Genomic DNA, 24,619 nt, shown 5'->3' on the forward strand with positions numbered 1-24,619 from the left:
CTACACAGTGTTTCATAGTGGCAGGTCGCCTCGGGCAGAACAACCTATCCGCGTTGTTGCTGGTACACCGCAATTATCTCACCCGCAATCGCCACGGCGATTTCGGCGGGCAGTTTCCCTTTTACATCGGGTAAGCCCACCGGGCAGCGCAGGCGCGCCAGCCGGACGTCGTCGATGCCTTTGCCGGCCAGACGATAGCGAAAGCGCTGGCTTTTTGTCTGCGAGCCAATGACGCCAGCGTAGTGGAAATCTCCCCGCTTAAGAATGGCTTCACAGAGCGCCAGATCCAACGGATGGTGGTGCGTCATCACGATATAATAGCTGCCAGCGGGCGCCTCAGCCACTGCGTCCAGCGGATCGTCAGGCTGCTGGATGCGCACCCCGGGCGGCACGGATAAAAAAACATTTTCCCGGCTGTCAATCCAGTTAATGTGACAGGGTAACGTTGCCAGCACATTCACCAGCGCCTGGCCCACATGGCCCGCGCCAAACACCAGGATTTCCGGCTGTGCCTGCAACAGGGGTTCGAATAACATGGTGGTCATGCCGCCGCAGCACTGGCCCAGCCGTGCCCCCAGACTGAAATCCTCTGTGTGCGGGCTGGCCTGCCCGCTTTCCAGCAGTGCGCGGGCCTGCGCGATACACTGAAATTCCAGATGTCCGCCGCCAATTGTTAAAAAGGTTTCCTTCGCCGTCACCACCATTTTAGCGCCGCCGTCCCGGGGCACCGAGCCACGATCGCGCAGCACAGTGACCAGTACGCAAGGCTGGCGCGTTTCACGGAGATGGTGCAGGATGCTTATCCAGTCATGGAAAATCATCCGCGCCTCCCGGCCATACGCTGTGCGCCCCAGAATACCCGCTCCGGCGTAGCAGGCGCGTCCAGCCCCGGATGTTGGCGATAGTCCGCGAGACTGGCGACCGCATCCTGTAATGCGCACCAGGCGGCGATCCCCAGCATGAAAGGCGGCTCGCCCACTGCCTTGGAATGGAATACCGTATCCTGCGGATTCTTACGGTTTTCGACCAGTGTGACGCGCATATCGGCGGGCACATCGCTGATTGCCGGAATTTTGTAGCTGGCCGGACCGTTCGTCATCAACTGGCCTTTGTCATTCCAGACCAGTTCCTCACAGGTCAGCCAGCCCAGCCCCTGCACGAAGCCGCCCTCGACCTGACCGATGTCAATGGCTGGATTCAGTGAGGCCCCGACATCATGCAGAATATCCGCCCGTAATAACCGGTATTCGCCCGTCAGCGTATCCACAATCACTTCGCAACAGGCGGCCCCGTAAGCGAAATAGTAAAACGGTTCGCCCCGACCAGCCTGACGATCGTAGTGGATGCCAGGCACGCGATAATATCCCGTCGCGGAGAGCGGCACCTGATTCAGCCAGGCAAGCTGGGCGACCTGAGCGAACGTGTAATAGTGATCGCCTGCGCGCACCACGCCGTTGTTGAAACTTACCGCCTCGGGGAGACAGTTATGCAGCGAACACAGCATAGTGCGCATGCGTTCACGCAGGATCTCCGCCGCATTTTGCGCCGCTTTGCCGTTCAGATCCGTACCACTGGAAGCCGCGGTCGGCGACGTATTGGGCACTTTGCCGGTGTCTGTGGCGGTGATCTGGATCTTATCGATATCGATTTGCAGCACCTGCGCGACAATCTGCGCCACTTTGGTATTGAGCCCCTGGCCCATTTCCGTTCCGCCGTGGTTGAGTTGTACTGTGCCATCGGTGTAGATCAGAATCAGCGCACCGGCCTGGTTGAGAAAACTTGAGGTGAAAGAAATCCCAAACTTCACCGGCGTCAGCGCAAGACCGCGTTTTAGCAGCGGACTGCTGGCATTAAAGGCCGAGATGGCTTCCCGCCGCGTGTGGTAATCACTGCTGATTTCCAGCTGTTCCGTGATCTCATCCAGCAGATTATCTTTCACCTGCTGGTGGTAATGCGTGATATTGCGCTCGTGTTTACCGTAGTAGTTCCGTTTACGCAGCGTCAGCGGATCGATTCCGCGCTCGCGGGCGATATGGTCCATAATCTGCTCTATCGCCACCATGCCCTGCGGGCCGCCAAACCCGCGAAACGCAGTATTGGACGCGGTATTGGTGCGGCAGCGGTAACCGGTAATCCGCGCATCGCCGAGGTAGTACGCGTTATCGGCATGAAACATTGCCCGATCCACAATCGATCCGCTGAGATCCAGTGAGTAACCACAGTTACCTGCCAGATCGATTTTCACGCCACACAAGCGGCCGTCATCCTCAACCCCCACGTCGTAGCGCACAAAAAACGGATGCCGTTTGCCGGTAATACGCATGTCATCACGCCGCGCGAGGCGCATTTTCACGGCGCGCCCGGTCAGCCTGGCGGCGACAGCACACAGGCAGGCAACACCGGCGGCCTGGGTTTCCTTGCCGCCAAATCCGCCGCCCATACGCCGCATATCAATCGTGACCTTGTTCATGGTGATGCCCATGACCTCGGCCACCAGCTTTTGAATTTCAGTGGGGTTCTGCGTCGAACAAAAGACCTGCAATGCGTCGTCTTCACCGGGAATCACCAGGGCGGTTTGCGTTTCCAGATAGAAATGCTCTTGTCCGCCAATGTGGAACGCCCCCTGAACCCGATGCGGCGCACGCGCCAGTGCCGCCTCAACGTCACCGCGCTGATGAATATGGGGTTCCTGCACGAAGCTGCCCTGCTTCAGCGCGTCTTCGACATCCAGCAGCGCCGGAAGAATGGCGTACTCAATCATCGCCGCGTTAGCGCCCTGACGCGCCGCTTCGGGCGTTTCGGCCAGTACGGCAATTACAATCTGGCCCACATAGTGGACGATATCCTGTGCCAGAAGCGGATCGCCTGGCTGTAAGGGCCCGATATCATTGACGCCGGGCACATCCTGCCAGGTCAGTACGCGTACTACGCCCGGAACCGCGTAACAGGGTTGCAGATCGACACGTGTAATACGCGCATGCGCGTGGTCGCTCAGACGCGGACAAAGGTGCAGTAAGCCCGGCTGTTCTGGTTTATCGTCAATATATTGCGCTTCACCGGAGACGTGTTTTTCCGCACTTTCGTGTTTTTGACTGCGTCCTACGCCCGTGGTCATATTGCTGGCGAACAGGACGGGTAACGCAGATTCAGGCAATGCCGGACGATTATGAGACATAGCGGCTTACCTCTGTGATGGCGAGTCCGTTTGAACGGTAAACATAACGACGCAACAGGTTACAGGCGACCTGCAGACGGTAATCTGCGCTGGCCCGGAAATCGCTCAGCGGCTGAAACGTCGCTTCCAGCGCCTGACAGGCTCTCGCCAGCGTTTCCGGCGATAAAGCGGCACCACACAGCGCCTGTTCACAGGCGACCGCACGAAGCGGCGTTGCCGCCATACCGCCGAATGCAATATGCGCACGCGTGACGATGCCGTTATCGGTATGAATATTAAAGGCGGCAAACACCGCTGAAATGTCATCATCCAGTCGTTTTGAGACTTTCCAGGCCACGAAATCCGGTGACACTGTCACTTTAGGAATCAGAATGGTGTGAATAAACTCCCCCGGCCTTAGCACCGTCTGTCGGTAGCCCGTGAAAAAGCCATCGAGCGGCACGGTGCGTTGCGTGTCGCCGTGCTGCAGCAGTAGCGATGCATTAAGCGCCAGCAGCGTAGGCGAGGCATCACCAATCGGCGAAGCGTTCGCAAGGTTGCCGCCCAGCGTGCCGAGTTGACGAATTTGTAGCGAGGCAAAGCGCGTCAGCATTCCGGCAAAACCCGGAATGCGCGTCGCCATAAAATCGGCAATGTGCTCCAGCGACGCAGCGGCACCCAGTTGATAGTGTTTATCGTCCTCGCCGCAGGCTTTCAGTGCGTCAACCTGCCCCAGGGCAATCATTTTGGGGAGATGCTGGTCGCGCTGGGTAATCAGCAGGCTGAGATCGGTGCCGCCCGCCAGCAATGTGGCATCAGGATGGGCGATACAGCATTCGGCAAGCTGCTGCACGGTTTTCGGGATAAAACAGGTGCGACCGTTCTTTTCCAGCGTCTGGATAGCCTCGTGTGTCAGGTTCATCAGCTGTTCAGTCACCTGCTGTGCCTGACGATCAAAGCTGTCGGGCTGAACATCGCTCAGGCTTTGCTCGGCAGCCGCCATGATGGAACGGTAACCGGTACAGCGGCACAGGTTACCCGCCAGCGCATGTTCGGCCTGCTGACGATTCCACTCAGGCTGGTTTTTTTGCAGACTAAACAGCGACATGACAAAACCCGGCGTACAGAATCCACACTGCGAGCCATGGCAGTCCACCATTGCCTGCTGTACCGGATGCAGGCTTTTTCCCTGGCGTAAATCCTCAACCGTAATGAGTTGCTTACCCTGTAGCCCACTGACCAGCATCAGGCAACTGTTCACGGTCTGATAGGTGAGCTTCCCGTCTACGACACTGCCCAATGTGACGCTACACGCGCCGCAGTCGCCGGAGGCACAGCCCTCTTTGGTGCCGCAGCGACGCTGATGCGTACGCAAATACGACAGGACCGTCAGATTGGGATCGAGCTGCTCTTCTGTCACCGGACGGTCATTAAGCAGGAACTGAATCATGCGGCGTTCTCCTTTGCAGCGGATTGCCAGACGGGGCGACCGTTAACCCAGGTTTGTACGATATTTCTGTCATCGCCGAGCGTCATCAGCACAAACAGTTTTTCCCAGATATCTTTACTGTTTGCCATGCGTAACCTCTGCAAGGCGGACACGGCGGGATCGAGCACCACAAAGTCCGCTTCTTTGCCCGGGGCGAAGTTACCGATGTGTTTGTCGAGATCCAGCGCATGGGCGCCGCCCAGTGTGGCGTGATAAAACGCTTCTGCGGCGCTCAGTTTGTACTGCTGCAGTTGCCCCACTTTGTAGGCTTCTCCCAGCGTTTGCAGCATATTGAAGGTGGTGCCGGCGCCTACGTCGGTGCCGATGCCCACCTTAACGCCCTGCTGCCAGCTCCGCTGGATATTGAACAGGCCGCTGCCCAGAAACAGATTTGAGGTGGGGCAAAATGCTATGGCGGAGTTCGTATCATGCAGGCACTGCCACTCCTGTGTTTCCAGATGCAGACAGTGCGCGAATACGCTGCGGCGCCCGGTCAGCTGATACTGATGATACACATCCAGATAACCGTTATGGTCAGGAAAAAGCTGCTTCACCCAGGCCACTTCGTGGGGGTTTTCGCTAAGGTGCGTATGAACCCAGACATCCGGATAACGCTGGCGAAGCGCCTGAACTTTCTCCAGCAGCGCCGGAGAAGAGGTCGGAGCGAAACGCGGCGTCAGCGCATAATTAAGGCGGCCGCGCTCGTGCCAGCGCGCAATCAGCGCCTCCGTCTGGGCATAGCTCTCTTCTGGCGTTTCTGTCAGGTAGTCCGGGGCATTGCGATCCATCATCACTTTGCCTGCGATAATACGCATATTAAGCGCCTCGGCTGCGCTGAACAGCGCATCTACCGACTGCGGGTGCACCGTGCCGAAAATCAACGCGCTGGTCGTGCCGTTCGCCAGTAACTGCTGCAGGAAAAATGCCGACATCTGCGCGGCATGATCCGGGCAGTGATACTGCGCTTCCACGGGAAAAGTGTACTGATTCAGCCACTCCAGCAGTTGCTCGCCAAAGGCACCGATCATTTCCGTTTGCGGATAATGAATATGGCAATCGACAAAGCCCGGGATGATCAGCTTACCGCGCAGGTCAATCATGACGCCTGCATTCAGGCTGTCTGTGCTCTCCTGCCAGGGACGCAGATCGACAACACGCCCTTCACGCAGCGTCAGCACGCCATCGTCCAGATAGCGTGCCTGCGCCAGTATCGATTCGGGATCGTGTGCCACTGCGGCAAAATCGAAGAAGCTGGCGCGAATCGCCGCGTCCGTATATGTCAGCATAATGTTTCCTCTGCCGGGCGGGATAAATGTCGCCCTGTGCCTTAACCCTGGTCTCTGTTTGAACATTTTGCAAGAGTCATGCCAGCCTTGCTTATAAAATAAAAACTTATATATCAGCAACTTAATCAAAAATATTCGTTGCGCAACGAAAAAACGTCTTAATACACGACGCAAACGGTTGCCATTCTTTCGCAATCGGTTGCCTGCATGATGATGGCCAAAATGCGCCTTGCCAGCCTGAGGGGTTTGCACAATAACGGGGCAGGCTGCACAATAACGGCGCAGACCGTGGGCGACCGTGCACGTAAAATTCAGCGGACATCGCCAAAAATGCCGTGTTAAGGTGAAAGGAACACCATGAAACGGAATAAGGGAAACACGATGATTATTTTTGTTACGGGGGCAACGGCAGGGTTTGGTCAAAGCATTACCCGCCGGTTCATCGAAACAGGACACAAAGTGATCGCAAGCGGCCGTCGCGCAGAACGTCTGAAAGCGCTGAAAGACGCGTTGGGCGACAACCTGTATACGGTGCAACTGGATGTGCGCAACCGGGCCGCCATTGAAGAGGCAATTGCACACCTCCCTGCAGAATGGCGCGACATTGATGTGCTGGTCAATAACGCGGGTCTGGCATTAGGCATTGAACCGGCGCACCGGGCAGATGTGAATGACTGGGAAAATATGATCGACACCAACACGAAGGGGCTGGTGTATATGACGCGCGCCGTCTTGCCTGCGATGGTTGAGCGTAACGTCGGTCATATCATTAATATCGGGTCGATTGCCGGAAGCTGGCCCTATGCGGGCGGTAACGTGTATGGGGCCACCAAAGCCTTTGTCCGTCAGTTCAGCCTGAACCTGCGCACCGATTTGCACGGCACCGCCCTGCGCGTAACGGATATTGAGCCAGGCCTGGTTGGCGGCACCGAATTCTCTAACGTGCGCTTTAAAGGCGACGATGACAAGGCTGATAAGGTTTATGAGGGCGCGACAGCACTGACGCCGGAAGATGTGACTGAAGCGGTTTACTGGGTGGCAACCCTGCCTAAACACGTCAACATCAACACCCTGGAAATGATGCCCGTCAGCCAGACGCTGGCAGGCCTTAAAGTGCATAAACCCTGATTAAGAGGCCAGCCCTCGGGCTGGCTTTTTACGCTTTGCCCCAGCCCAGCACGATAATCATCATGCCGCTGAACGCAATCAGCGCACCACTCCAGTCCCAGATACTCAGTTTCACCCCGTCTACGATGCGCAACCAGACCAGCGCCGTGAGAACATAAACGCCGCCGTAAGCCGCGTATACGCGTCCACTTGCCGCCGGATGGAGCGTCAGCAGCCAGACAAACAGCGCGAGACTCAGTGCGGCAGGCACTAACAGCCAGGCCGACGCGCCCTTTTTCAGCCACAGCCAGGGCAAAAAACAGCCTGTGATCTCTGCCAGGGCGGTAATAAAAAACAGTAATGCAGTCTTGATCAGCACGTTAATCTCTCAGGCAGGTAAACGACATGCACACTGCTGGTGAGCATCTGAGCGGCAATGGTATACTATTGCGCACAGGCTGCAAAAGTTTACCCACAGGTAAGCCCGTGTTAACTGAAGGATATTACGATGAAAAAATTGCTTCCGGTTCTGATGGTGGCCCTGCTTTCTGTCACGGCATTTGGCGTGAGTGCAAACACCGATCGCCTGATAATTGAAAATGGCAGTAGCGCGCTGAATAATGAAGCGGCCCGTCAGAGTAAAGAGCAGTGGAATGACACGCACATGCTGCGCAATAAAGTGAACCGCCGGGTGGAAAAAGAGTTTGATAAAGCGGACCGCGCGTTTGATACCCGCGACAAGTGTGAGCAGAGCGCTAACCTGAATGCCTACTGGGAACCCAACACGTTGCGCTGTCTGGATCGCCGCACCGGTCGTCCGGTACTGCCGTAATTTTAAGCTATAGTAATGACTGACGCATGACAAAAGGAAAAGGTTATGAAGATGAAGCATGCATTACTGACAGTGACGTTTTTGGCATTCCCGCTGCTGGCGCAGGCCTCCTGTGAATCCGTAAAAGCGGATATCAGCCAGAAAATTATCCAGAACGGTGTGCCCGAATCAGGCTTTAGTCTGGATGTGGTGCCCAACGATCAGGCCGACCAGGCGGGCGGACAGGTTGTCGGTCATTGCGATAACGACACACAGAAAATCGTTTATAAAAAGCTGGGTCGCGATGACGGGGCGGCGGTCCCTGACAGCGCGGGTAGCTCGCAGGACACCTCAACGCAGTAACGTTCAGGGCGACATTGTCGCCCTTCTCTTTTTCGTTTTCTCTCCTGTTGCCGTCCGAATCGCACCCTGACGACTAAACGGTCCGGTATCAGTCGGCCTGTTGCGGCTGCTGACGCGGCATTTTTCCGGCGACCCACATCGCCGATAACGCGATAACCAACGCCACGATAAACACCCAGTGCAGTGAGGCAGCAATCGCCTGTAACAGGTGCTGCAGCTCATCCGGGGCCAACTGGTCGCGGGTTGTCTGCGACATAATTTGCTGAACCGGATCCTCTGCATGTGGCAACCGCCACTGCAGGTTGAGGTTTAGCACGGCGCCCATCACCGCCGTTCCCAGCGCGGAGCCAATCATACGGCTGAACATTACCGAGGCCGTGCAAATACCGCGAATGCCATATTCGGCATGATTCTGCACAGACACCAGAAACGTCGTGCTGGTCATCCCCATGCCGGTGCCGATGAGGAATGAGGTGAAGCCCGCCTGCAGTAGTGAACTTTCTCTGTGTAACAGCAGCAGTAAGGCGCTGCCTGCAATTAACAATAATGCGCCCAGCTGGGCGGTAAAACGATAGGAAGTGAACAGCATCAGGCGGCCACTGACCGTACTGGCCAGCGGCCAGCCGATGGACATCATCGCCAGCGCGGTGCCGGCCTGAAGTGGCGAACCGCCCGTGACGCCCTGTATCCATGTCGGTAAAAACGCGCTGACGCCCATCATGGTCGCCCCAATCACCAGGTTGCCTATATTGCCGGCAATAATCAGCTTACTCTGCCAGAGACGCATCGGAAACAGGGGCGCCTGTGCCTGCTGTTCATGGCGGGTTAACTGCCAGCCGGCCAGCCCGCCCACGAGTAAAAACAACAGGAGCCAGTAGCCCAGTTGTTCTGCCTGTAACAGGGCAATCAGTACGGCGCTGATGCACAGCGTCAGCCAGCCACTGCCAATCAGATTCAGTGACGGGGCCGGCTGTTTCTGTGGATGTGTTGGCAGCAGGATGGCCAGCAACAGCATACTGATGATGCCAATCGGGACATTGACCCAGAAAATCACCGACCAGTTGAAGTGCTGGACCAGCCACGCGCCCGAGAGCGGCCCGACAATCGCCGCCACGCCCCAGACGCTGGACAGCCAGCCCTGCACGCTGGCCCGCTCACGGGGGGAATAGATATCGGCCACAATCGTGGACGTCAGCGGCATGATGGCCCCCGCGCCCAAGCCCTGAAAGGCGCGGAACACGATGAGCCAAAACATGCTGTGCGCAAAGCCGCATAACACCGACCCTGCCAAAAAAAGCGTGATGCCCAGAAACAGCATCCTCTTTCTGCCCCACAGATCCGCCAGGCGCCCATAAAGCGGTACGCTTATGGCCTGCGTCAGCAGGTAAACCGAAAATACCCAGCCAAACTGCGCAAAGCCCCCCAGCTCGGCGACAATTGTTGGCATCGCGGTGGCCACAATAGTGACTTCGATGGCGGCCATAAACATGGCGAGCATGCAGGCGAAAAGAATCCAGTTGCGGCGCAGCGGCGCGGAAGTGCTGTTGATCATGATGCTCCCTTTTTGCGTTCCCTAAGGCTAGCGCAAATCTGCGCGTCCAGGAATCAATTCAGTGCTTTTGTGACGTTGTCACCTAAATTGGGACGAATCAGGTAGTTTCGCTGTTAAACCAGTTGTAGTAAGGGCTGCGGCGATTTTGCCCCCATGCTATCTCCATGATTTTACCGATAAAAGCTGGCGCGCTTCGCTTGACGTTGCTATAGGTTTAAAACTGCGTTGACTGTGATTAACGAAATTACGCAGAAATTCGCAAACGTTTTACACGTTTAACAATCGGCATGGTTTTGGACGCGGCGGCCCTTTTTGTGGCGTCTGTCATGTCGGTTCAGGGTTTGATAACAACAGAATGGTCTACAGGGAGAATCCGTATGCATAACGCTTCGCTGGCCAAACGTGCCGGTCTGGCGCTGCTTGCTGTGATAGCAGTGTTGGGCGCACTGGTTTGGGGGCTGGGCTGGGATACACTGGTCGCCCGCCGCGTTGATCTCATCTATCTTGGCCAACAGCACCTGTTTTTAGTGTTCTGGTCAATGCTGTTTGCCCTGCTGGTCGGTATTCCCAGTGGGATCCTGCTAAGCCGTCCCTTTGCCCGTCGCTGGGCAGAATATGTCATGCAAATCTTTAACGTGGGCAATACGTTGCCGCCGCTGGCCGTACTGGCGCTGGCCATGGTGGTGATCGGCATTGGCGATAAGCCGGCGCTGTTTGCCCTGTTCCTGGCCTCGCTGCTCCCCATTGTCCGCAACACCTATGCCGGACTGAGCGCCGTTCCGCCCTCACTGATTGAAGCCGCTAACGGTATCGGCATGACAAAATGGCAACGCCTGCGTCAGGTTGAGCTGCCGAATGCGCTGCCAGTCATTCTGGCAGGGGTGCGCATTGCGACAGCCATTAACGTTGGTACCGCCCCGCTGGCCTTCCTGATTGGTGCCAGCAGCTTTGGCGAGCTGATTTTTCCGGGGATTTACCTCAATGACTTCCCGGTCCTGATTCTGGGCGCGGTGGCAACGGCGTTAGTGGCCCTGATACTGGATATGTTGCTGGCGACGTTAGGCCGTTATCTGAGTCCGCACGCTGCGGCATAAAACAGGAGTTGATGATGCTTACGCGTTGGATTAAGCACTGTACGCTGGCCCTGACGGCGACGCTGGCGCTCAGCCAGAGCGTTCAGGCTGCCGCCCCGCTGGTGCTGGCGACGAAAAGTTTTACGGAACAACACATCCTTTCTGCCATGACCGTGATGTGGCTGCAAAAGAAAGGGTTTCAGGTTATCCCAAAACGCAACATTGCCACGACAATCAGTCGAAATGCCATGATTAACAAGCAAATCGACATGACGTGGGAATATACCGGTACCTCACTGATTATTTTCAACCATATCAACAAGCCCATGTCCTCACAGGAAGCTTACCAGACCGTTAAAAATCTGGATGGCAGGCTGGGTCTGATCTGGCTTAATCCAGCCCCGATGAACAACACCTATGCTTTTGCCATGCAGCGGGCGCGGGCGGATAAAGAAGGTATTTCTACCCTGTCGCAACTGGTGGCCAAAATTGATCAGGTGCGCAAAACCGACCCGAAACATAACTGGCGACTGGGGCTGGATCTGGAGTTCTATGGCCGTTCGGATGGGATGAAGCCGCTGCAGAAGACCTACAACCTCACGCTGGACAGACCGCAAATTCGTCAGATGGACCCGGGGCTGGTGTACAACGCGATCCGCGACGGTTTTGTTGATGCGGGCTTGATTTACACCACGGATGGGCGCGTAAAAGGATTCGATCTCAAGGTGCTGCAAGATGATAAGCACTTCTTCCCCAGCTACAACGTGACGCCGGTCGTACGCAAAGATGTGCTGGAGAGCCATCCCGGCCTTGAGGCGGCGCTGAATCAGCTTTCACCGCTGATTACGGATGAGGCCATCACCGAGATGAACAAGCGCGTGGATATCGATCATCAGTCACCGGAACAGGTGGCGCGCGATTTCCTTCAATCCCAAAACATGCTGTAAGGAGGCATCGTGGATACCCTTCATTACATCATTGATAACTGGAATAACCTGCTCACGCTGACCTGGCAGCATACCTGGCTGGTGCTGGTCGCTGTGGGCTGCGCGATTCTGGCCGGCGTGCCGCTGGGCATTTTAATTGTCCGCATTAAATGGCTGGCCACGCCGGTACTGGGCATCGCCACCATCGTGTTGACCATTCCGACCATCGCCCTGTTTGGTCTGATGATCCCGCTGTTTTCGCTGATCGGTCAGGGAATCGGTGCGGTGCCTGCCATCACGGCGGTGTTCCTGTATTCCCTGCTGCCGATTGTACGTAATACCCATACCGCGCTGGAAAACCTGCCGGATGGCTTGCGTGAGGCCGGTCGGGGCATTGGGATGACGTTCTGGCAGCGTCTGCGCTGGGTTGAGATCCCCATGGCCCTGCCCGTCATTTTTGGCGGTATCCGCACCGCCGTCGTGATGAATGTCGGCGTTATGGCCATCGCGGCGGTGATCGGTGCGGGCGGACTTGGCCTGCTCCTGCTTGATGGCATCAGCGGAAGTGACGTGCGCATGCTGATTGCCGGCGCACTGATGATTTGCCTGCTGGCGATTGTTCTTGACTGGCTGCTGCACCGTTTGCAGCTGGCGCTGACTCCTAAGGGAATTCGATAATGATAAAACTTGAAAATCTGACGAAAACCTTCAGCCAGAAAAATGGCACGCTGATGAAAGCGGTGGACAATGTAAGTCTTGAGGTGCCGGCGGGCGAAATGTGCGTACTGCTGGGCCCTTCCGGCTGTGGTAAAACGACCACACTGAAAATGATTAACCGCCTGATTCCGGCCACCAGCGGACGTATTCTCATCAACGGTGAGGACACCAGCACCCAGGACACGACCACGCTGCGCCGCAATATTGGCTACGTTATTCAGCAAATTGGTTTGTTTCCTAACATGACGATTGAGGAAAACATTACCGTCGTGCCGCGCATGCTGGGCTGGGACAAAAAACAGTGCCGCGAGCGGGCCACCGAATTAATGAGCATGGTGGCACTGGATCCCACGAAATTTCTGCATCGCTATCCGCGTGAAATGTCGGGCGGGCAACAGCAGCGTATAGGCGTTATTCGCGCGCTGGCGGCGGATCCGCCGGTTTTGCTGATGGATGAACCTTTTGGTGCGGTGGACCCGATTAACCGTGAAGTCATCCAGAATGAGTTCCTGGATATGCAGCGTCAGTTAAAGAAAACGGTCATGCTGGTCAGCCACGATATTGACGAGGCGCTGAAACTTGGCGATCGCATCGCCGTATTTGGCCAGGGCAAAATCGTGCAGTGCGCCAGCCCGGACGAATTACTGGCGACGCCAGCGAATGATTTTGTCGGGTCGTTTGTCGGTCAGGACCGCACTCTGAAACGTCTGCTGCTGGTGCAGGCGGGTGATGTGACCGATCAGCAACCGACCATCACGGTGAAACGTTCGACGCCACTGATGGACGCGTTCAGCACTATGGACGATAACGATATGCGTTCCATTACCGTCGTGGACGACGATGGTAAACCGCTCGGGTTTGTTAAACGTCGCGAGGCGCGTAACGCCAGCGGTCGCTGTGAGGATATCCTGCACACCTTCCGGGTAACCGGCAAAGCCGAGGAGAACCTGCGCGTGGTGCTGTCAAAGCTGTATGAACACAACACGGTGTGGATGCCGATTGTGGATGAAGAAGGCCGTTACAGCGGGGAAATTTCGCAGGATTATATCGCGGACTACCTCAGTTCCGGCCGTACGCGTCGCCGTCTGAATCCCTGAAAAATCAGGGCCGCACCCCGGTTGCGGCCCTTTTCCATCGAGCGGGTTTCGTGTTTCGCATCCTGTGTCACTGTCTTTCTTATTAGCGTGTGTTTTCAGATGAAGGGCGTCAGGCTATTTTCGCCTTTGCAACCGGCAGCTTGTCGGCATCGAGCAGGGAGATATCCAGGTAGCGGGACACATCACGCTGCTCAACACGCGGCAAATAGGGCAACTCACCCAACAGCGGCGCAGGAAGCTTGTCACGCAGGACTGAAATGATCTCCGCATAGTGCGCCAGCCCCGGATTGATCCGGTTTGCCACCCAGCCTGCCAGCGGTAAGCCATCACCCAGAATAGCCTCAGCCGTCAGCAACGCATGGCTGATGCAGCCCGTTTTAATCCCCACGACCAGGATCACCGGCAACTGTTGTTCCACCACCCAGGCCGATAACGGCTGGGCATCATTCATCAGGCTGCGCCAGCCTCCTGTGCCCTCAACCACGACGCGATCGGCCAGTTGATGCAGGTTCTTTAACCCCTGACTGATTCGCGCATAGTTAACCTCACAAGGCGGATAACCCCCGATTTCTTCTTTTTCGAAAATAACGGGATTCACAGCCTGATAAGGCAACGTCATGGACGAGGCGCTTTGTAAAAACAACGCATCTTTATTTCTCAGGCCCTCTTCCGTTTTGACACCACAACGGGCAACAGGCTTGTAGCCTGCGGCACTGAAACCGGCCTGAATAAAACTCTGTAACAGGGCGCGCGACACAACGGTTTTTCCCACTTCGGTATCTGTTCCCGCAATAAATAGCGTTTTCACTCGACGTCTCCTTCACCAGCGGTTTCGACTCATCGGCGATGAGTCTTTCGTGCGAACAGACATTCTAAGGAAGGAAAAGCACAGGCAGATTGCGTTAGCGCAAGGTTAGTGTTGCTTAACCTTGTAGTAACTTCACTAACAGGTAACCGCTATAGAGCGAATCTTTAATGAGCGCCGCCGCACCGAGTGTGCCAGGCTCAGTAAACTCAGTAGGTGCAAGCTGAATGCCTGCGCTGTAAGCCGGTAACGACTGCTGATGAATGGTGTTTTGTACCGCCGGGAACAGGATATCCGCCGCCTGATTTAGCGGTGAACCGATAAGAATATGTTGAGGATTGAAGATATTTACCATCATGCCAAGCAGCCTGCCCACATGATGCCCTACCGTGGCGATGGCATCGCGGGCCAGCCTGTCACCCGCCCGGGCCGCCTCACAGACCGCCTCCAGCGTTAAGGTTTGATGATGTAACAGGCTGTCGGGCTGTCCCGGCAGACGCTGAGCAACAAGGGCCAGCAGACTGCCGGTACTGGCCACCGTTTCCAGGCAGCCATGATTCCCGCAGTAACATTGCTGACCATAGGGATCGACCTGCGTATGGCCCACTTCGACCAGCGCACGTCCGCTTTTGTGCAGTAACTGTCCGTCCGTGATCACGCCCGCCCCCACGGTTTCATCAATGACAATCTGAATGACATCCTGCGCACCGCGCGATGCGCCAAACAGGGATTCTGCCAATGTCCAGGCCGAGATATTATGCTGGATAAACACCGGCAGGCCGGTTCGGGCCGCCAGGGTGCTGCCCAGTGGCATATCATGGCAGGTATAACCGGGTAACCGGTGCACCACGCCTGATGCGACGTTGATCAGCCCCGGCAACGTGATAGCAATGGCGGTCAGCCTTTCCAGCCGCTTTTGATGGCGGATAAAAAACGCATCAACATGGTCGGTCAGTGTGGTCAGTAAGGATTGGGTGGGATCATCCGGGAGGGGCAAATGGTCTTCAACCAGCGCCCTGCTGCTCAAATCGCGAAGCGTCAGGGTTAATGTGCCACGGTGCAGGCAAAGGGCCAGGTAGTGCCAGGCCTCCGTGTCCAGAATTAACCCGATAGCGGGACGACCACGCGCGCCCGGATCCTGAAATTCGGTTTCCTGAACCAGATGGGCATCCAGCATTTCCCGGACAATTTTGGTAATACTGGCTGGGGCTAACTGGGCGCGCCTGGACAATTCAATGCGCGAGACGGGGCCATGCTGATCAATTAATCGGTAAACGACGCCAGCATTAATTTGTTTAATTTGGTCAATATGGCCAGGTTGGCTGTCCGAAATCACACCCTGCTCCGGTTATTTTCGCGCTTCTAAATAAATATCCGCTATGGTGCGGCAGATTCACCTTTTGCGGCAAATATTTGCTTAGATATGTGATTTATCACACATAATTTTTCCGCCTTTAGCGAGAGCGTTCGTTTTCCCGCCGCAACAGCGCCATCATATGGGCCATCTGCGCGCTCATTTCCCGTTGCGCAGACCAGACCAGCCACATTTCCGAAAGTGCATCCGGTTCCTCAAGCGGCAGCCAGACGACATTCGTCAGGCGGGCATGGCTGAACGATGCCGGTAAAATAGACACGCCTAAACCGGTCGCGACCAGACCGAGAATTGTCATCGCCTCGCCCACTTCCTGAGTGATATAGGGTTTGATCTGATAGCGTTGCAGTAAATCGAGTATTTCGCTGTAAAGCGCCGTTCCCACCTGCGGATCGAAAAAGACAAAAGGCTCACTGGCCAGCGCCTGTAAAGAAATCTTCCCGGCGGATGCCAGCGGATGGGCTTTGTGCACCACCGCGCATAGCGGCTCCTGTAACAGCAGTTGATGATGCAGATCGGCAGGCAGCGGCGTGTTGCGCATCACACCCAAATCGAGTTTCCCTTCATGGAGCGGCGTCAGCTGCTGCCGGGTATTGATTTCCTGCATCTGAACATGAACATCAGGCCAGCGCTGGCGGAACAGATAGAGCGCATCCGAGACGACACCAATAAAAGCGGCAGAGGAGGTAAAGCCAATGCGCAGTTCCCCTTCTTCTCCCCGATGTAGTCGTGCCGCACGCTGGGTCGCCTGCTCAACCTGCAACAGAATGGCGCGCGCATCCTGCAAAAATTGTTGCCCGGCCGGCGTGAGCTGCACGCTGCGGTTGGTGCGGTTAAACAGCTGCGCCCCGGTTTCTGCCTCAAGGTGCATGATTTGCTGACTGAGCGGCGGCTGAGAAATATGCAGCCGCTGCGCCGCGCGGCCAAAATGCAGTTCTTCTGCAACGGCAATAAAATAACGCAGGTGACGCAGCTCAATATTCATAGGTTAAAAATATTATTTGAGATTATTAATATATTAGACAACCTAATCCGCTTTTCCTAGCCTTACGTTATTCGTTGTTTTTACTCATAAGGATTACTGTGAATCGCTCTTCATCGGCTGTCGCCCTGGACAGAAATGTGGCGCAGCAGCCTGCATCACCTTCTCAGGCGTGGATCGTGCGCGGCACTCCGCCCTTTATGCGCGTGACACTGGCGCTGTTTTCGGCCGGGCTGGCCACCTTTGCGCTGCTGTATTGTGTGCAGCCGCTGCTGCCGGTCCTCTCTGAACAGTTTGGCGTGTCACCGGCCGCCAGCAGTATTTCCCTGTCGGTCTCCACCGCGACACTGGCGCTGGGCTTACTGATTACCGGCCCCTTGTCCGATGCTGTCGGTCGCAAATCTGTCATGGTCACCGCGCTGATGCTGGCTTCCGTCTGCACGCTGATTTCGGCCACCATGACAAGCTGGCACGGCATTCTGCTGATGCGGGCGCTTATTGGCCTGTCGCTCAGCGGTGTAGCGGCCGTCGGGATGACTTATCTCAGTGAAGAAATCCATCCCAGCGTAGTCGCCTTTTCGATGGGGCTGTATATCAGCGGAAATTCGATTGGCGGGATGAGCGGTCGCCTGATCAGCGGCGTATTAACCGACTTTTTCTCCTGGCGCGTCGCCATTGCCGCCATTGGCTGTTTTGCCCTGGCGGCCGCCCTGATGTTCTGGAAAATTTTGCCCGCCTCGCGGCATTTTCACCCGACATCCCTGCGCCCCCGCCATCTGGCCATTAACTTTCGCCTGCACTGGCGCGATGCGGGCCTGCCCTTGCTGTTCGCGGAAGGCTTACTGCTGATGGGGGCGTTCGTCACCCTGTTTAACTATATCGGCTATCGGCTGCTGGGTGCGCCGTGGCATTTAAGCCAGGCCGTGGTGGGACTGCTGTCCGTGGTTTACCTGACCGGTTCGTGGAGTTCGCCCAAAGCCGGCGCGTTAACCAGTCGATATGGCCGGGGGCCGGTGATGCTGGGCGCAACGCTTATCATGCTGACGGGCCTGCTCCTGACCGCCTTTCATGCGCTGGTTCTGATCTTTATTGGGATGATGCTGTTCAGTGCTGGCTTTTTCGCCGCACACTCCGTGGCCAGCGGCTGGATTGGGCCACGCGCGCGTCGCGCAAAAGGCCAGGCGTCTTCACTGTATCTGTTCAGTTATTATGTGGGGTCCAGCGTGGCGGGTACGGCAGGGGGCTTTTTCTGGCATCAGTTTGGCTGGCCGGGCATAACCGTGTTTATCTCTACCCTGCTGCTGCTGGCTCTGGCGGTCGCGTGGCGGCTGCATCAACGCAAACTCTAGCAAAACTTAACAAATTTTCCGGGCACAATGCGGCCCGGAAAATCCGCTGTACAAGAATTGTCCGTATTATCAGTATCATTGCTAACTACCGGTGTTTCCCCGCTATAATCGGTTTAATCCCAAAGATTAATGCCATCTTTGAATTCACTGTTAGGGGAGACCTCATGGCGCATTACTATTACGTCAATAAACAATCCGGTTACAACGATAACCACGTGGTACACGCCAAAGGCTGTCGCTACCTTCCGGGTCTGGAAGACCGACTGTTTCTGGGCACGTTTTACTCTGCAACAGCGGCTATACAGCAGGCCCGAAAATATTATGCCAGCGCATTAGGCTGCGACGACTGTTGCCCGGTTATGTCTGCTCAAACCCCACCCCTGCATGACAGCGTTGGACTGAAGCACGGTATCGATTTCTGATCACAGCGCATGCCTTTGCGATCCCATTCAGCCGCGTTTTTCACGAGGATGGCGGAATATCGCCGCCATCTGCCCTGCCAGCCCGCCGTTCAGTTGCTGCCGACCTGCCCCTGTAGCCGTCCCGCTTTAAGTCGCCAATTCGTTAAGCATTTTGCCTTTTTTCCGTTATCTTAGAGGCCTTACTCTTCATACAGGGATTTAACATGCGTGATAAATATGCGGCGTCTCAAATTGCCCTTCACTGGCTGACCGTGCTGCTGCTGATTATTGTCTATGCCACGATGGAGCTGCGCGGTTATGTGGAACGGGGCTCCTGGCAGCGCTTTGTGATGACCGTGACACACTTTAGCGCGGGCGCAACCATTCTGGTGGTGATGCTGTCACGGTTACTACTGAAAATTCGCCATCGCAGCCCTGCGATTACGCCCCCCGTACCGCGCTGGCAAACGGGCCTGGCACACCTGACGCACACGTTGATTTATGCCTTATTTATCAGCCTGCCGGTGCTGGGTATCGCCTCACGTTACCTGAAGGGGCGTGAGTGGTTATTATTCGGCATTCCCATGCCGGTCGCTGCGGAACCTGATTTCGATCTCTCTGATACGCTCGTCGACTGGCACGAAACCCTGGCGCCACTGGGCTACTGGCTCATCGGCTTACATGTCGCTGCAGCCCTGTTCCATCACTATGCGCTGAAGGACAATACGCTGCTGCGTATGATGCCGGGACGCGGGACGCGCCAGCCCTGATTCCCTGACGCTGCACATCGGGCTAAAAAAATCACCATAATCTGCGCCAGGTGGTTCCACCCGGCGCTTGATTCCTACACAATAGCCACTAAATTGTGACGCAGGTCACTTTCGTGGGATGATCGTTGTCATCCTCTTTTGACGCACAGACAGATTTAACTTCTCATGCCTTTAACAACTGTTTCCCGTAAAACGGCCTGGCTACGCGTGGTGCTGCTGGCCATCGCCGCTTTTGTTTTCAATACCACTGAGTTCGTACCGGTGGGTTTACTGTCGGATATTGCTGCCGGGTTTTCGATGAAAACCGCTGAAGTGGGCATTATGCTGACGATTTATGCTTGGGTGGTGGCGCTGCTGTCCCTGCCGTTAATGCTGCTGACGCGTAATGTTGAACGGCGGTTACTGCTCACAGTACTGTTTAGCCTCTTTGTAGCCAGCCATATTCTTTCGACATTCGCCTGGAGCTTCAGTTCGTTAATCGTTTCCCGCATTGGCATTGCGCTGTCACATGCGGTGTTCTGGTCCATTACCGCCTCCCTGGCTATTCGTGTGGCGCCTGCCGGTAAAAAAACGCAGGCGCTCAGTATGCTGGCAACCGGTACGGCACTGGCCATGGTGCTGGGGGTGCCCATTGGTCGCGTTGTGGGGCAGGCGCTGGGATGGCGCACCACCTTTGGCGTGATCGGGCTGTCAGCGTTGATCCTGATGATTATGCTGGCGCGCGTCTTGCCGCGTCTGCCCAGTGAACACACCGGTTCATTAAGCAGCGTACCGCTGTTGTTCCGCCGCCCGGCCCTGGCAGGCATGTACCTGCTGGTTACACTCATTGTGACCGCGCACTATACGGCTTACAGCTATATTGAACCCTTTATGCAACTGGTGGCGAATGCCAGCGAAAGTTTTACCACCCTGCTGCTGTTACTGTTTGGTTCTGCCGGCATTATTGGCAGTCTGCTGTTCAGTTCGCTGGGTAAACGCTTTCCCTCAGCGTTGCTGATCAGCGCCATCGCCCTGGTCACCTTATGCATGGGGCTGTTAATTTTTGCCGCCGTGCGTCCTGGCACGATTATCACCCTCTGCGTCGTCTGGGGAATGGCGATGATGATGATTGGCCTGGCGATGCAAATCCGTGTCCTGTCACTGGCACCCGATGCCACCGACGTGGCGATGTCGCTGATGTCCGGCATTTACAACATCGGCATCGGTGCGGGCGCGTTACTGGGCAGTCAGGTGAGCGTATATATGAGCCTGTCTGACGTCGGTAACGTGGGAGCGATGATCGGCCTGGTCGCGCTGCTGTGGTGCGTGTATATTTTCCGGCGCTACCCACAGTTACGCTCTAATGGTTAACTGAAGCAGGCTTCTGCGCCTCGCAGAAGTCTGCCGATGCGTCTTCGTCTGCTATCATGCACTGCGGCACTGAACGGCCAGACGACCTGTTCCGGCGTCCGAAGGTGCAGCGCGTCAGAGGTGCTAAACACACCGGATAACCGCTTATATTGTCAGAGGATGCCCTTCTACCTGACTCATCCATTACATCCGTTAACCTCGAAAAAGGATCAACGTTCATGACGAGAAAGTGGTTAACGCTGTACCTGTCGCGTAGCCTCAGCCGGGTGATGTTGCAGGATCTCCAGGCCATCTTACCTGCTGAGGCGGTGAAAATTTTCACGAATGATTTAGACGACGTTCGCTACGCTACAGTAGAATGCGTGCAGGCAGAAACGACCTGCGCCTTGATTGCCTCGGCGATCATCGTCTGGCGTCAACTGGGGCATATTCATCTGCTGCTGTATACGCAGGGTGAAGTGCAGCGTCAGATCACGGATGCCACACAGTTTGAATTATTTACTTTGCTGAAGAACAACCGTGCCGCCTTGCGGCTGGCCTGACGTGGCGTAACCTCACAGGATAATTATGAGAATTGGTCTGCTGTTCCCCATCGCTATCATTGTGGCAGGTATTGGCTTTCTCGCCTGGTTTATCGGCAGCGGCCTGGCGATGCCTGGCTCCTGAGATCAGCGTAGCTGGCTGTCTTTACTCCCACGCCGGTTGTAGAGACTGCTCTCTTTTTTCTGCTTATCGATCTTTTCCTGACAGGAAACGCAATAACGCACCCCCTTGAGTGCCTGACGGCGGGCTTCGGGAATCGGCTCGCCGCACAGTTCGCATTCTGTGGCACTTTCCCCCTGTCCCAGTGACTGACGCACACGTTCGATACCGTCATTAACGGTGCTGTCGATTTGCTCCTGTACTGCCCCTTCTGCTGCCCAGCCGTTTGCCATTTTTATGCTCCACTTCATTACCTCTACAGGTTAACTGTACAACATATCAGGGATTTTGCAGGCAAACCGACTCACCTCCTTGTGAAGCCGGTGACGGACATTACGGCTTAATATCGACCTGATAAAAGATATGTTTGCCGAAGGGATCCACTTCGTAACCGGTCACCGATTTGCGGATCGGTTCGAAAATGGTGGAATGGGCAATCATTACGGCCGGCATCTGGTCGTGCATGATTTGCTGCGCCTGCAGATACATGACCGTACGTTTGGCTTGATCGGGTTCGGCACGGGCGGCGGTAATCAGCTTTTCAAAGGGCTGATAGCACCATTTTGATGAGTTCGATCCCCCTTTCGCCGACGTGCAGCTGTAAAGCGGACCAAAGAAGTTATCCGGATCCCCGGTTGCCGTCGTCCAGCCCATCAGGGCCGCCTGATGTTCACCGCTGCGCACACGTTTCAGGTATTCGCCCCATTCGTAACTGACAATATTGGCTTTGATGCCCACTTTTGCCCAGTCTGCCTGGATCATCTCCGCCATTCTGCGTGCGTTGGGATTATAGGGACGCTGTACCGGCATCGCCCAGAGCGCAATTTCCGTCCCTGGTTTCACGCCTGCCTGTTGCAATAACGCTTTCGCTTTTTCCGGATCGTAATCGTAATCCTTCAGGTCTTTGTCGGCACTCCAGACGCCGGGGGGCAGAATGTTTTTCGCCACCACGCCAGTGCCTTTAAAAATCGCCTCGATAATAGCAGGCTTGTTGATCGCCATGGCCAGCGCCTGGCGAACCTGCACATTATCGGTCGGGGCTTTGGTGGTGTTAAAGGCCAGGAAACCGGTATTCAGTCCCGCGGCCTGTTTCAGCGTGATGTCCGGATTTTGTTTCATTTTTTCGAGATCGGCAGGATTCGGGAACGGCATGACCTGACACTCATTTTTTTCCAGTTTGGCGTAGCGCACGGCCGCGTCTGGCGTGATGCTGAAAATCAGCCTATCCAGTCTGGCCTTGCCCTGCCAGTAGTCCGGAAACGCCTTATACAGAATGCGTGAGTCTTTTTGATACTGAACCAACTGGAAAGGCCCTGTTCCGATGGGATCGCTATCCACTTTTTCCGGTGTGCCGGCTTTCAGCATCTTGTCTGCATATTCTGCCGAGTGAATGGAGGCGAAATACCAGGCCAGATCGGCCAGAAATGGCGCTTCCGGGTGCGCCAGCGTAAAGCGCACGGTGTGATCGTCAACGCGGTCAATGTGGGTGATTAACGTGGCCAGTTCAAGACTGTCGAAGTTGGAATAGTGCCCGCCCGAGACGTTGTGATAGGGATGGTTGCTGTCCATCTGGCGCATAAAAGAGAAGATGACGTCATCCGCATTAAAATCACGACTGGGCGTAAACAGCTTATTGCTCTGAAATTTAACGTTATGCCGCAGATGGAACGTATAGACTTTGCCGTCGGGACTGATCTCCCAGCGTTCTGCAAGGCCTGGAATTAATTCTGTGGTGCCGGTTTTAAAATCAACCAGGCGGTTAAACACCGGCACGGCACTGGCATCCACGCTGGTTCCCGAGGTGTAAAGTTGCGGATTAAAGTTCTCCGGTGAGCCTTCTGAGCAGTAGACCAGCGTCGTCGCGTTAACACTTCCTGCCAATGCGATACCGGCCGTCAGCAATCCCAGGGTTGTAAACCTGTTTCTCATTATTATCCTCGCTTTATGTTGACTTCTATATATCAGACTCTCTAAATAAACGGTGCAAACAGTGGATTGATAGCATGAATCTTCACCATAGCGAACCCCTCATGTAGTCAACTAATAAGGATTAGTGATGACCGACAAACTTCAGACGCAGTTGATCACGCGTTTTTTCCGTTATCTGGCGGTGAGCAGTCAGAGTGATGCAAAGTCCAGCACCTTACCGAGCACCCCGAGTCAACATGCGATGGCGGCGCTGCTGGCGGATGAATTGCGCGAACTGGGGCTTGAACAGGTCGTCGTTGATGAACAGGCGACGGTAACGGCAGTTAAACCGGGCAACTGCCCTGACGCGCCACGCATTGGGTTTATTACGCACATTGATACGGTTGACGTCGGTCTGTCACCTGATATTCACCCGCAGATCCTGACCTGGCAGGGCGAAGATCTGTGCCTTAATCCCGAACAGAACATCTGGCTGCGCCGGGATGCGCATCCTGAAATTGCCCCTTATATGGGCCAGGACATTATTTTCAGCGACGGGACCAGCGTGCTGGGCGCCGATAACAAAGCGGCGGTTAGCGTTGTTATGACGTTAATGGAAAACCTGCAGGGTCAGCACGGTGATGTAGTCGTCGCGTTTGTCCCCGATGAAGAGATTGGCCTGCGCGGTGCCAAAGCGCTGGATCTTAACACCCGCTTTAATGTGGACTTTGCCTGGACCATCGACTGTTGTGAACTGGGTGAAGTGGTCTATGAAAACTTCAATGGCGCGGCGGCAGAGCTGCGTTTCACCGGGGTTCCCGCCCATCCGATGTCCGGTAAAGGTGTGCTGGTCAACCCGCTGCTGATGGCCCATGACTTTATCAGTCACTTCGACAGGCAGGCGACGCCCGAACACACGGAAGGCCGTGAAGGCTATATCTGGTTCAATGAAATGCAGGCCAATGCCAGTGTTGCGACGCTGAAAGCATCAATTCGCGATTTCGATCTGGCGAGCTTTGCCGCGCGCAAAGAACAATTGCAGCATGTTGCCAGCCTGATTGCTGAACGCTATCCCACCGGACAGGTCGAGATAACGATTCACGATATTTACAGCAATATCAGCAATGCCATGGGCGACGACCGCCGGGCGCTGGATCTGATTTTTGCTGCCATGCGCGATCTGGACATTACACCCAAAGTGATTCCCATGCGCGGCGGTACCGATGGCGCGGCCTTATCTGCCCGCGGTATTTTCACCCCTAACTTTTTCACAGGCGCGCACAATTTCCATTCACGTTTCGAATTCCTGCCGGTGAAGTCGTTCGTTAAGTCGTATCAGGTCGCGGAAAAACTGTGTTATCTGGCGGCGCAATCGGGGAGTACGGCAAAGACAGGCAGTTGAAAC

At 55.6% G+C, this 24,619-nt stretch carries 25 protein-coding genes; 14 read left to right on the top strand and 11 right to left on the bottom strand.

The window, feature by feature from the left end; all coding sequences use genetic code 11:
- Nucleotides 1–44: 44 nt before the first annotated feature.
- Genes xdhC through guaD form a run of 4 tightly spaced genes read right to left on the bottom strand, consistent with a single transcriptional unit; the run spans nt 45 to nt 5,929 of the window.
- A complete protein-coding gene (xdhC, locus tag RAC65_RS02150) occupies nt 45–821 on the bottom strand; it encodes a xanthine dehydrogenase accessory protein XdhC (RefSeq protein ID WP_054633734.1) in 777 nt (258 codons plus the stop codon).
- Complete coding sequence (xdhB, locus tag RAC65_RS02155) at nt 818–3,175, bottom strand: xanthine dehydrogenase molybdopterin binding subunit (RefSeq protein ID WP_375096312.1); 2,358 nt, start codon at nt 3,173–3,175, stop codon at nt 818–820. The genes xdhC and xdhB overlap by 4 nt, the downstream gene beginning before the upstream one ends.
- Nucleotides 3,165–4,604: a xanthine dehydrogenase small subunit gene (xdhA, locus tag RAC65_RS02160; protein ID WP_375096313.1), complete on the bottom strand. Its 1,440-nt coding sequence runs from the start codon at nt 4,602–4,604 to the stop codon at nt 3,165–3,167. The genes xdhB and xdhA overlap by 11 nt, the downstream gene beginning before the upstream one ends.
- Complete coding sequence (gene guaD / locus RAC65_RS02165) at nt 4,601–5,929, bottom strand: guanine deaminase (protein WP_375096314.1); 1,329 nt, start codon at nt 5,927–5,929, stop codon at nt 4,601–4,603. The genes xdhA and guaD overlap by 4 nt, the downstream gene beginning before the upstream one ends.
- A 381-nt stretch (nt 5,930–6,310) precedes the next feature.
- On the opposite strand from guaD, the gene ydfG reads away from it, so the two are divergent.
- On the top strand, nt 6,311–7,057 hold the full coding sequence (gene ydfG, locus RAC65_RS02170; RefSeq protein WP_033742210.1) for a bifunctional NADP-dependent 3-hydroxy acid dehydrogenase/3-hydroxypropionate dehydrogenase YdfG: 747 nt from the start codon (nt 6,311–6,313) through the stop codon (nt 7,055–7,057).
- 28 nt (nt 7,058–7,085) lie between these two features.
- Here the strand turns inward: ydfG and RAC65_RS02175 are convergent, their stop codons facing one another.
- Nucleotides 7,086–7,412, bottom strand: a complete 327-nt coding sequence (locus tag RAC65_RS02175; RefSeq protein WP_054633950.1) for a YnfA family protein — start codon at nt 7,410–7,412, stop codon at nt 7,086–7,088.
- Nucleotides 7,413–7,544: 132 nt separating this feature from the next.
- Here RAC65_RS02175 and RAC65_RS02180 point away from each other — a divergent pair, with 132 nt between their 5' ends.
- Nucleotides 7,545–7,868 (top strand): DUF1283 family protein, encoded by a 324-nt coding sequence (locus tag RAC65_RS02180; protein ID WP_006119218.1) that lies wholly within the window; start codon nt 7,545–7,547, stop codon nt 7,866–7,868.
- Nucleotides 7,869–7,913: 45 nt separating this feature from the next.
- Nucleotides 7,914–8,210, top strand: a complete 297-nt coding sequence (locus tag RAC65_RS02185) for a DUF1161 domain-containing protein (protein ID WP_033741733.1) — start codon at nt 7,914–7,916, stop codon at nt 8,208–8,210.
- Nucleotides 8,211–8,298: 88 nt separating this feature from the next.
- Here the strand turns inward: RAC65_RS02185 and RAC65_RS02190 are convergent, their stop codons facing one another.
- Nucleotides 8,299–9,762: an MDR family MFS transporter gene (locus RAC65_RS02190; RefSeq protein WP_054633730.1), complete on the bottom strand. Its 1,464-nt coding sequence runs from the start codon at nt 9,760–9,762 to the stop codon at nt 8,299–8,301.
- Between the two features lie 377 nt (nt 9,763–10,139).
- Between RAC65_RS02190 and RAC65_RS02195 the strand changes: the two genes are divergently transcribed.
- Genes RAC65_RS02195 through osmV form a run of 4 tightly spaced genes read left to right on the top strand, consistent with a single transcriptional unit; the run spans nt 10,140 to nt 13,575 of the window.
- Nucleotides 10,140–10,856 carry an ABC transporter permease gene (locus RAC65_RS02195; RefSeq protein WP_006119222.1) on the top strand — a complete coding sequence of 239 codons (717 nt, stop codon included), beginning with the start codon at nt 10,140–10,142 and terminating at the stop codon, nt 10,854–10,856.
- Nucleotides 10,857–10,870: 14 nt separating this feature from the next.
- Nucleotides 10,871–11,782: a glycine betaine ABC transporter substrate-binding protein gene (locus RAC65_RS02200; RefSeq protein ID WP_033741735.1), complete on the top strand. Its 912-nt coding sequence runs from the start codon at nt 10,871–10,873 to the stop codon at nt 11,780–11,782.
- Nucleotides 11,783–11,791: 9 nt separating this feature from the next.
- Nucleotides 11,792–12,439: an osmoprotectant ABC transporter permease OsmW gene (gene osmW / locus RAC65_RS02205; RefSeq protein ID WP_006119224.1), complete on the top strand. Its 648-nt coding sequence runs from the start codon at nt 11,792–11,794 to the stop codon at nt 12,437–12,439.
- Nucleotides 12,439–13,575, top strand: coding sequence for an osmoprotectant ABC transporter ATP-binding protein OsmV (osmV, locus tag RAC65_RS02210; RefSeq protein ID WP_054633729.1), 1,137 nt, complete (start codon nt 12,439–12,441; stop codon nt 13,573–13,575). Before osmW ends, osmV begins: the two co-directional genes overlap by 1 nt.
- A gap of 109 nt (nt 13,576–13,684) precedes the next feature.
- Here the strand turns inward: osmV and bioD are convergent, their stop codons facing one another.
- From bioD to RAC65_RS02225, 3 genes are all read right to left on the bottom strand, one after another.
- Nucleotides 13,685–14,383, bottom strand: coding sequence for a dethiobiotin synthase (gene bioD, locus RAC65_RS02215; protein WP_054633728.1), 699 nt, complete (start codon nt 14,381–14,383; stop codon nt 13,685–13,687).
- A 115-nt stretch (nt 14,384–14,498) separates the two neighbouring features.
- Nucleotides 14,499–15,716 (bottom strand): ROK family protein, encoded by a 1,218-nt coding sequence (locus RAC65_RS02220; protein ID WP_375096315.1) that lies wholly within the window; start codon nt 15,714–15,716, stop codon nt 14,499–14,501.
- Between the two features lie 118 nt (nt 15,717–15,834).
- Nucleotides 15,835–16,737: a LysR family transcriptional regulator gene (locus RAC65_RS02225; protein ID WP_058701865.1), complete on the bottom strand. Its 903-nt coding sequence runs from the start codon at nt 16,735–16,737 to the stop codon at nt 15,835–15,837.
- 98 nt (nt 16,738–16,835) lie between these two features.
- On the opposite strand from RAC65_RS02225, the gene RAC65_RS02230 reads away from it, so the two are divergent.
- The 6 genes from RAC65_RS02230 (at nt 16,836) to RAC65_RS02255 (ending at nt 21,270) form a co-directional block, all read left to right on the top strand.
- Nucleotides 16,836–18,083 (top strand): MFS transporter, encoded by a 1,248-nt coding sequence (locus RAC65_RS02230; protein WP_054633725.1) that lies wholly within the window; start codon nt 16,836–16,838, stop codon nt 18,081–18,083.
- A gap of 164 nt (nt 18,084–18,247) precedes the next feature.
- Nucleotides 18,248–18,505, top strand: a complete 258-nt coding sequence (locus tag RAC65_RS02235) for a hypothetical protein (protein WP_033741742.1) — start codon at nt 18,248–18,250, stop codon at nt 18,503–18,505.
- Between the two features lie 203 nt (nt 18,506–18,708).
- Nucleotides 18,709–19,254, top strand: a complete 546-nt coding sequence (gene cybB, locus RAC65_RS02240; RefSeq protein WP_006119234.1) for a cytochrome b561 — start codon at nt 18,709–18,711, stop codon at nt 19,252–19,254.
- A gap of 165 nt (nt 19,255–19,419) precedes the next feature.
- Nucleotides 19,420–20,604, top strand: coding sequence for a sugar transporter (locus RAC65_RS02245; protein ID WP_058708116.1), 1,185 nt, complete (start codon nt 19,420–19,422; stop codon nt 20,602–20,604).
- A gap of 218 nt (nt 20,605–20,822) precedes the next feature.
- Entirely contained in the window at nt 20,823–21,146 is a 324-nt protein-coding gene (locus RAC65_RS02250) for a hypothetical protein (protein ID WP_375096316.1), read from the top strand.
- Nucleotides 21,147–21,171: 25 nt separating this feature from the next.
- Complete coding sequence (locus RAC65_RS02255; protein ID WP_015700245.1) at nt 21,172–21,270, top strand: YoaK family small membrane protein; 99 nt, start codon at nt 21,172–21,174, stop codon at nt 21,268–21,270.
- A 2-nt stretch (nt 21,271–21,272) separates the two neighbouring features.
- Here RAC65_RS02255 and RAC65_RS02260 read toward each other — a convergent pair whose 3' ends face one another.
- The gene (locus RAC65_RS02260; RefSeq protein WP_006119238.1) at nt 21,273–21,539 is read right to left on the bottom strand and encodes a DksA/TraR family C4-type zinc finger protein; all 267 of its coding nucleotides are present in this window, start codon (nt 21,537–21,539) and stop codon (nt 21,273–21,275) included.
- Nucleotides 21,540–21,639: 100 nt separating this feature from the next.
- Nucleotides 21,640–23,235: an ABC transporter substrate-binding protein gene (locus tag RAC65_RS02265; RefSeq protein WP_039340267.1), complete on the bottom strand. Its 1,596-nt coding sequence runs from the start codon at nt 23,233–23,235 to the stop codon at nt 21,640–21,642.
- A gap of 127 nt (nt 23,236–23,362) precedes the next feature.
- Between RAC65_RS02265 and pepT the strand changes: the two genes are divergently transcribed.
- Entirely contained in the window at nt 23,363–24,616 is a 1,254-nt protein-coding gene (gene pepT / locus RAC65_RS02270) for a peptidase T (RefSeq protein WP_039340265.1), read from the top strand.
- Nucleotides 24,617–24,619: the final 3 nt, after the last annotated feature.

Origin of the sequence: Pantoea sp. BS_8, assembly GCF_041954965.1 — a bacterium.
GTDB classification, from domain to species: domain Bacteria; phylum Pseudomonadota; class Gammaproteobacteria; order Enterobacterales; family Enterobacteriaceae; genus Pantoea; species Pantoea stewartii.

Coding starts and splice junctions, on each gene's coding strand:
- xdhC (WP_054633734.1), bottom strand. CDS start 821: ATGATTTTCCATGACTGGATAAGCATCCTGCACCATCTCCGTGAAACG.
- xdhB (WP_375096312.1), bottom strand. CDS start 3,175: ATGTCTCATAATCGTCCGGCATTGCCTGAATCTGCGTTACCCGTCCTG.
- xdhA (WP_375096313.1), bottom strand. CDS start 4,604: ATGATTCAGTTCCTGCTTAATGACCGTCCGGTGACAGAAGAGCAGCTC.
- guaD (WP_375096314.1), bottom strand. CDS start 5,929: ATGCTGACATATACGGACGCGGCGATTCGCGCCAGCTTCTTCGATTTT.
- ydfG (WP_033742210.1), top strand. CDS start 6,311: ATGATTATTTTTGTTACGGGGGCAACGGCAGGGTTTGGTCAAAGCATT.
- RAC65_RS02180 (WP_006119218.1), top strand. CDS start 7,545: ATGAAAAAATTGCTTCCGGTTCTGATGGTGGCCCTGCTTTCTGTCACG.
- RAC65_RS02185 (WP_033741733.1), top strand. CDS start 7,914: ATGAAGATGAAGCATGCATTACTGACAGTGACGTTTTTGGCATTCCCG.
- RAC65_RS02190 (WP_054633730.1), bottom strand. CDS start 9,762: ATGATCAACAGCACTTCCGCGCCGCTGCGCCGCAACTGGATTCTTTTC.
- RAC65_RS02195 (WP_006119222.1), top strand. CDS start 10,140: ATGCATAACGCTTCGCTGGCCAAACGTGCCGGTCTGGCGCTGCTTGCT.
- RAC65_RS02200 (WP_033741735.1), top strand. CDS start 10,871: ATGCTTACGCGTTGGATTAAGCACTGTACGCTGGCCCTGACGGCGACG.
- osmV (WP_054633729.1), top strand. CDS start 12,439: ATGATAAAACTTGAAAATCTGACGAAAACCTTCAGCCAGAAAAATGGC.
- RAC65_RS02225 (WP_058701865.1), bottom strand. CDS start 16,737: ATGAATATTGAGCTGCGTCACCTGCGTTATTTTATTGCCGTTGCAGAA.
- RAC65_RS02235 (WP_033741742.1), top strand. CDS start 18,248: ATGGCGCATTACTATTACGTCAATAAACAATCCGGTTACAACGATAAC.
- cybB (WP_006119234.1), top strand. CDS start 18,709: ATGCGTGATAAATATGCGGCGTCTCAAATTGCCCTTCACTGGCTGACC.
- RAC65_RS02245 (WP_058708116.1), top strand. CDS start 19,420: ATGCCTTTAACAACTGTTTCCCGTAAAACGGCCTGGCTACGCGTGGTG.
- RAC65_RS02250 (WP_375096316.1), top strand. CDS start 20,823: ATGACGAGAAAGTGGTTAACGCTGTACCTGTCGCGTAGCCTCAGCCGG.
- RAC65_RS02255 (WP_015700245.1), top strand. CDS start 21,172: ATGAGAATTGGTCTGCTGTTCCCCATCGCTATCATTGTGGCAGGTATT.
- RAC65_RS02260 (WP_006119238.1), bottom strand. CDS start 21,539: ATGGCAAACGGCTGGGCAGCAGAAGGGGCAGTACAGGAGCAAATCGAC.
- RAC65_RS02265 (WP_039340267.1), bottom strand. CDS start 23,235: ATGAGAAACAGGTTTACAACCCTGGGATTGCTGACGGCCGGTATCGCA.
- pepT (WP_039340265.1), top strand. CDS start 23,363: ATGACCGACAAACTTCAGACGCAGTTGATCACGCGTTTTTTCCGTTAT.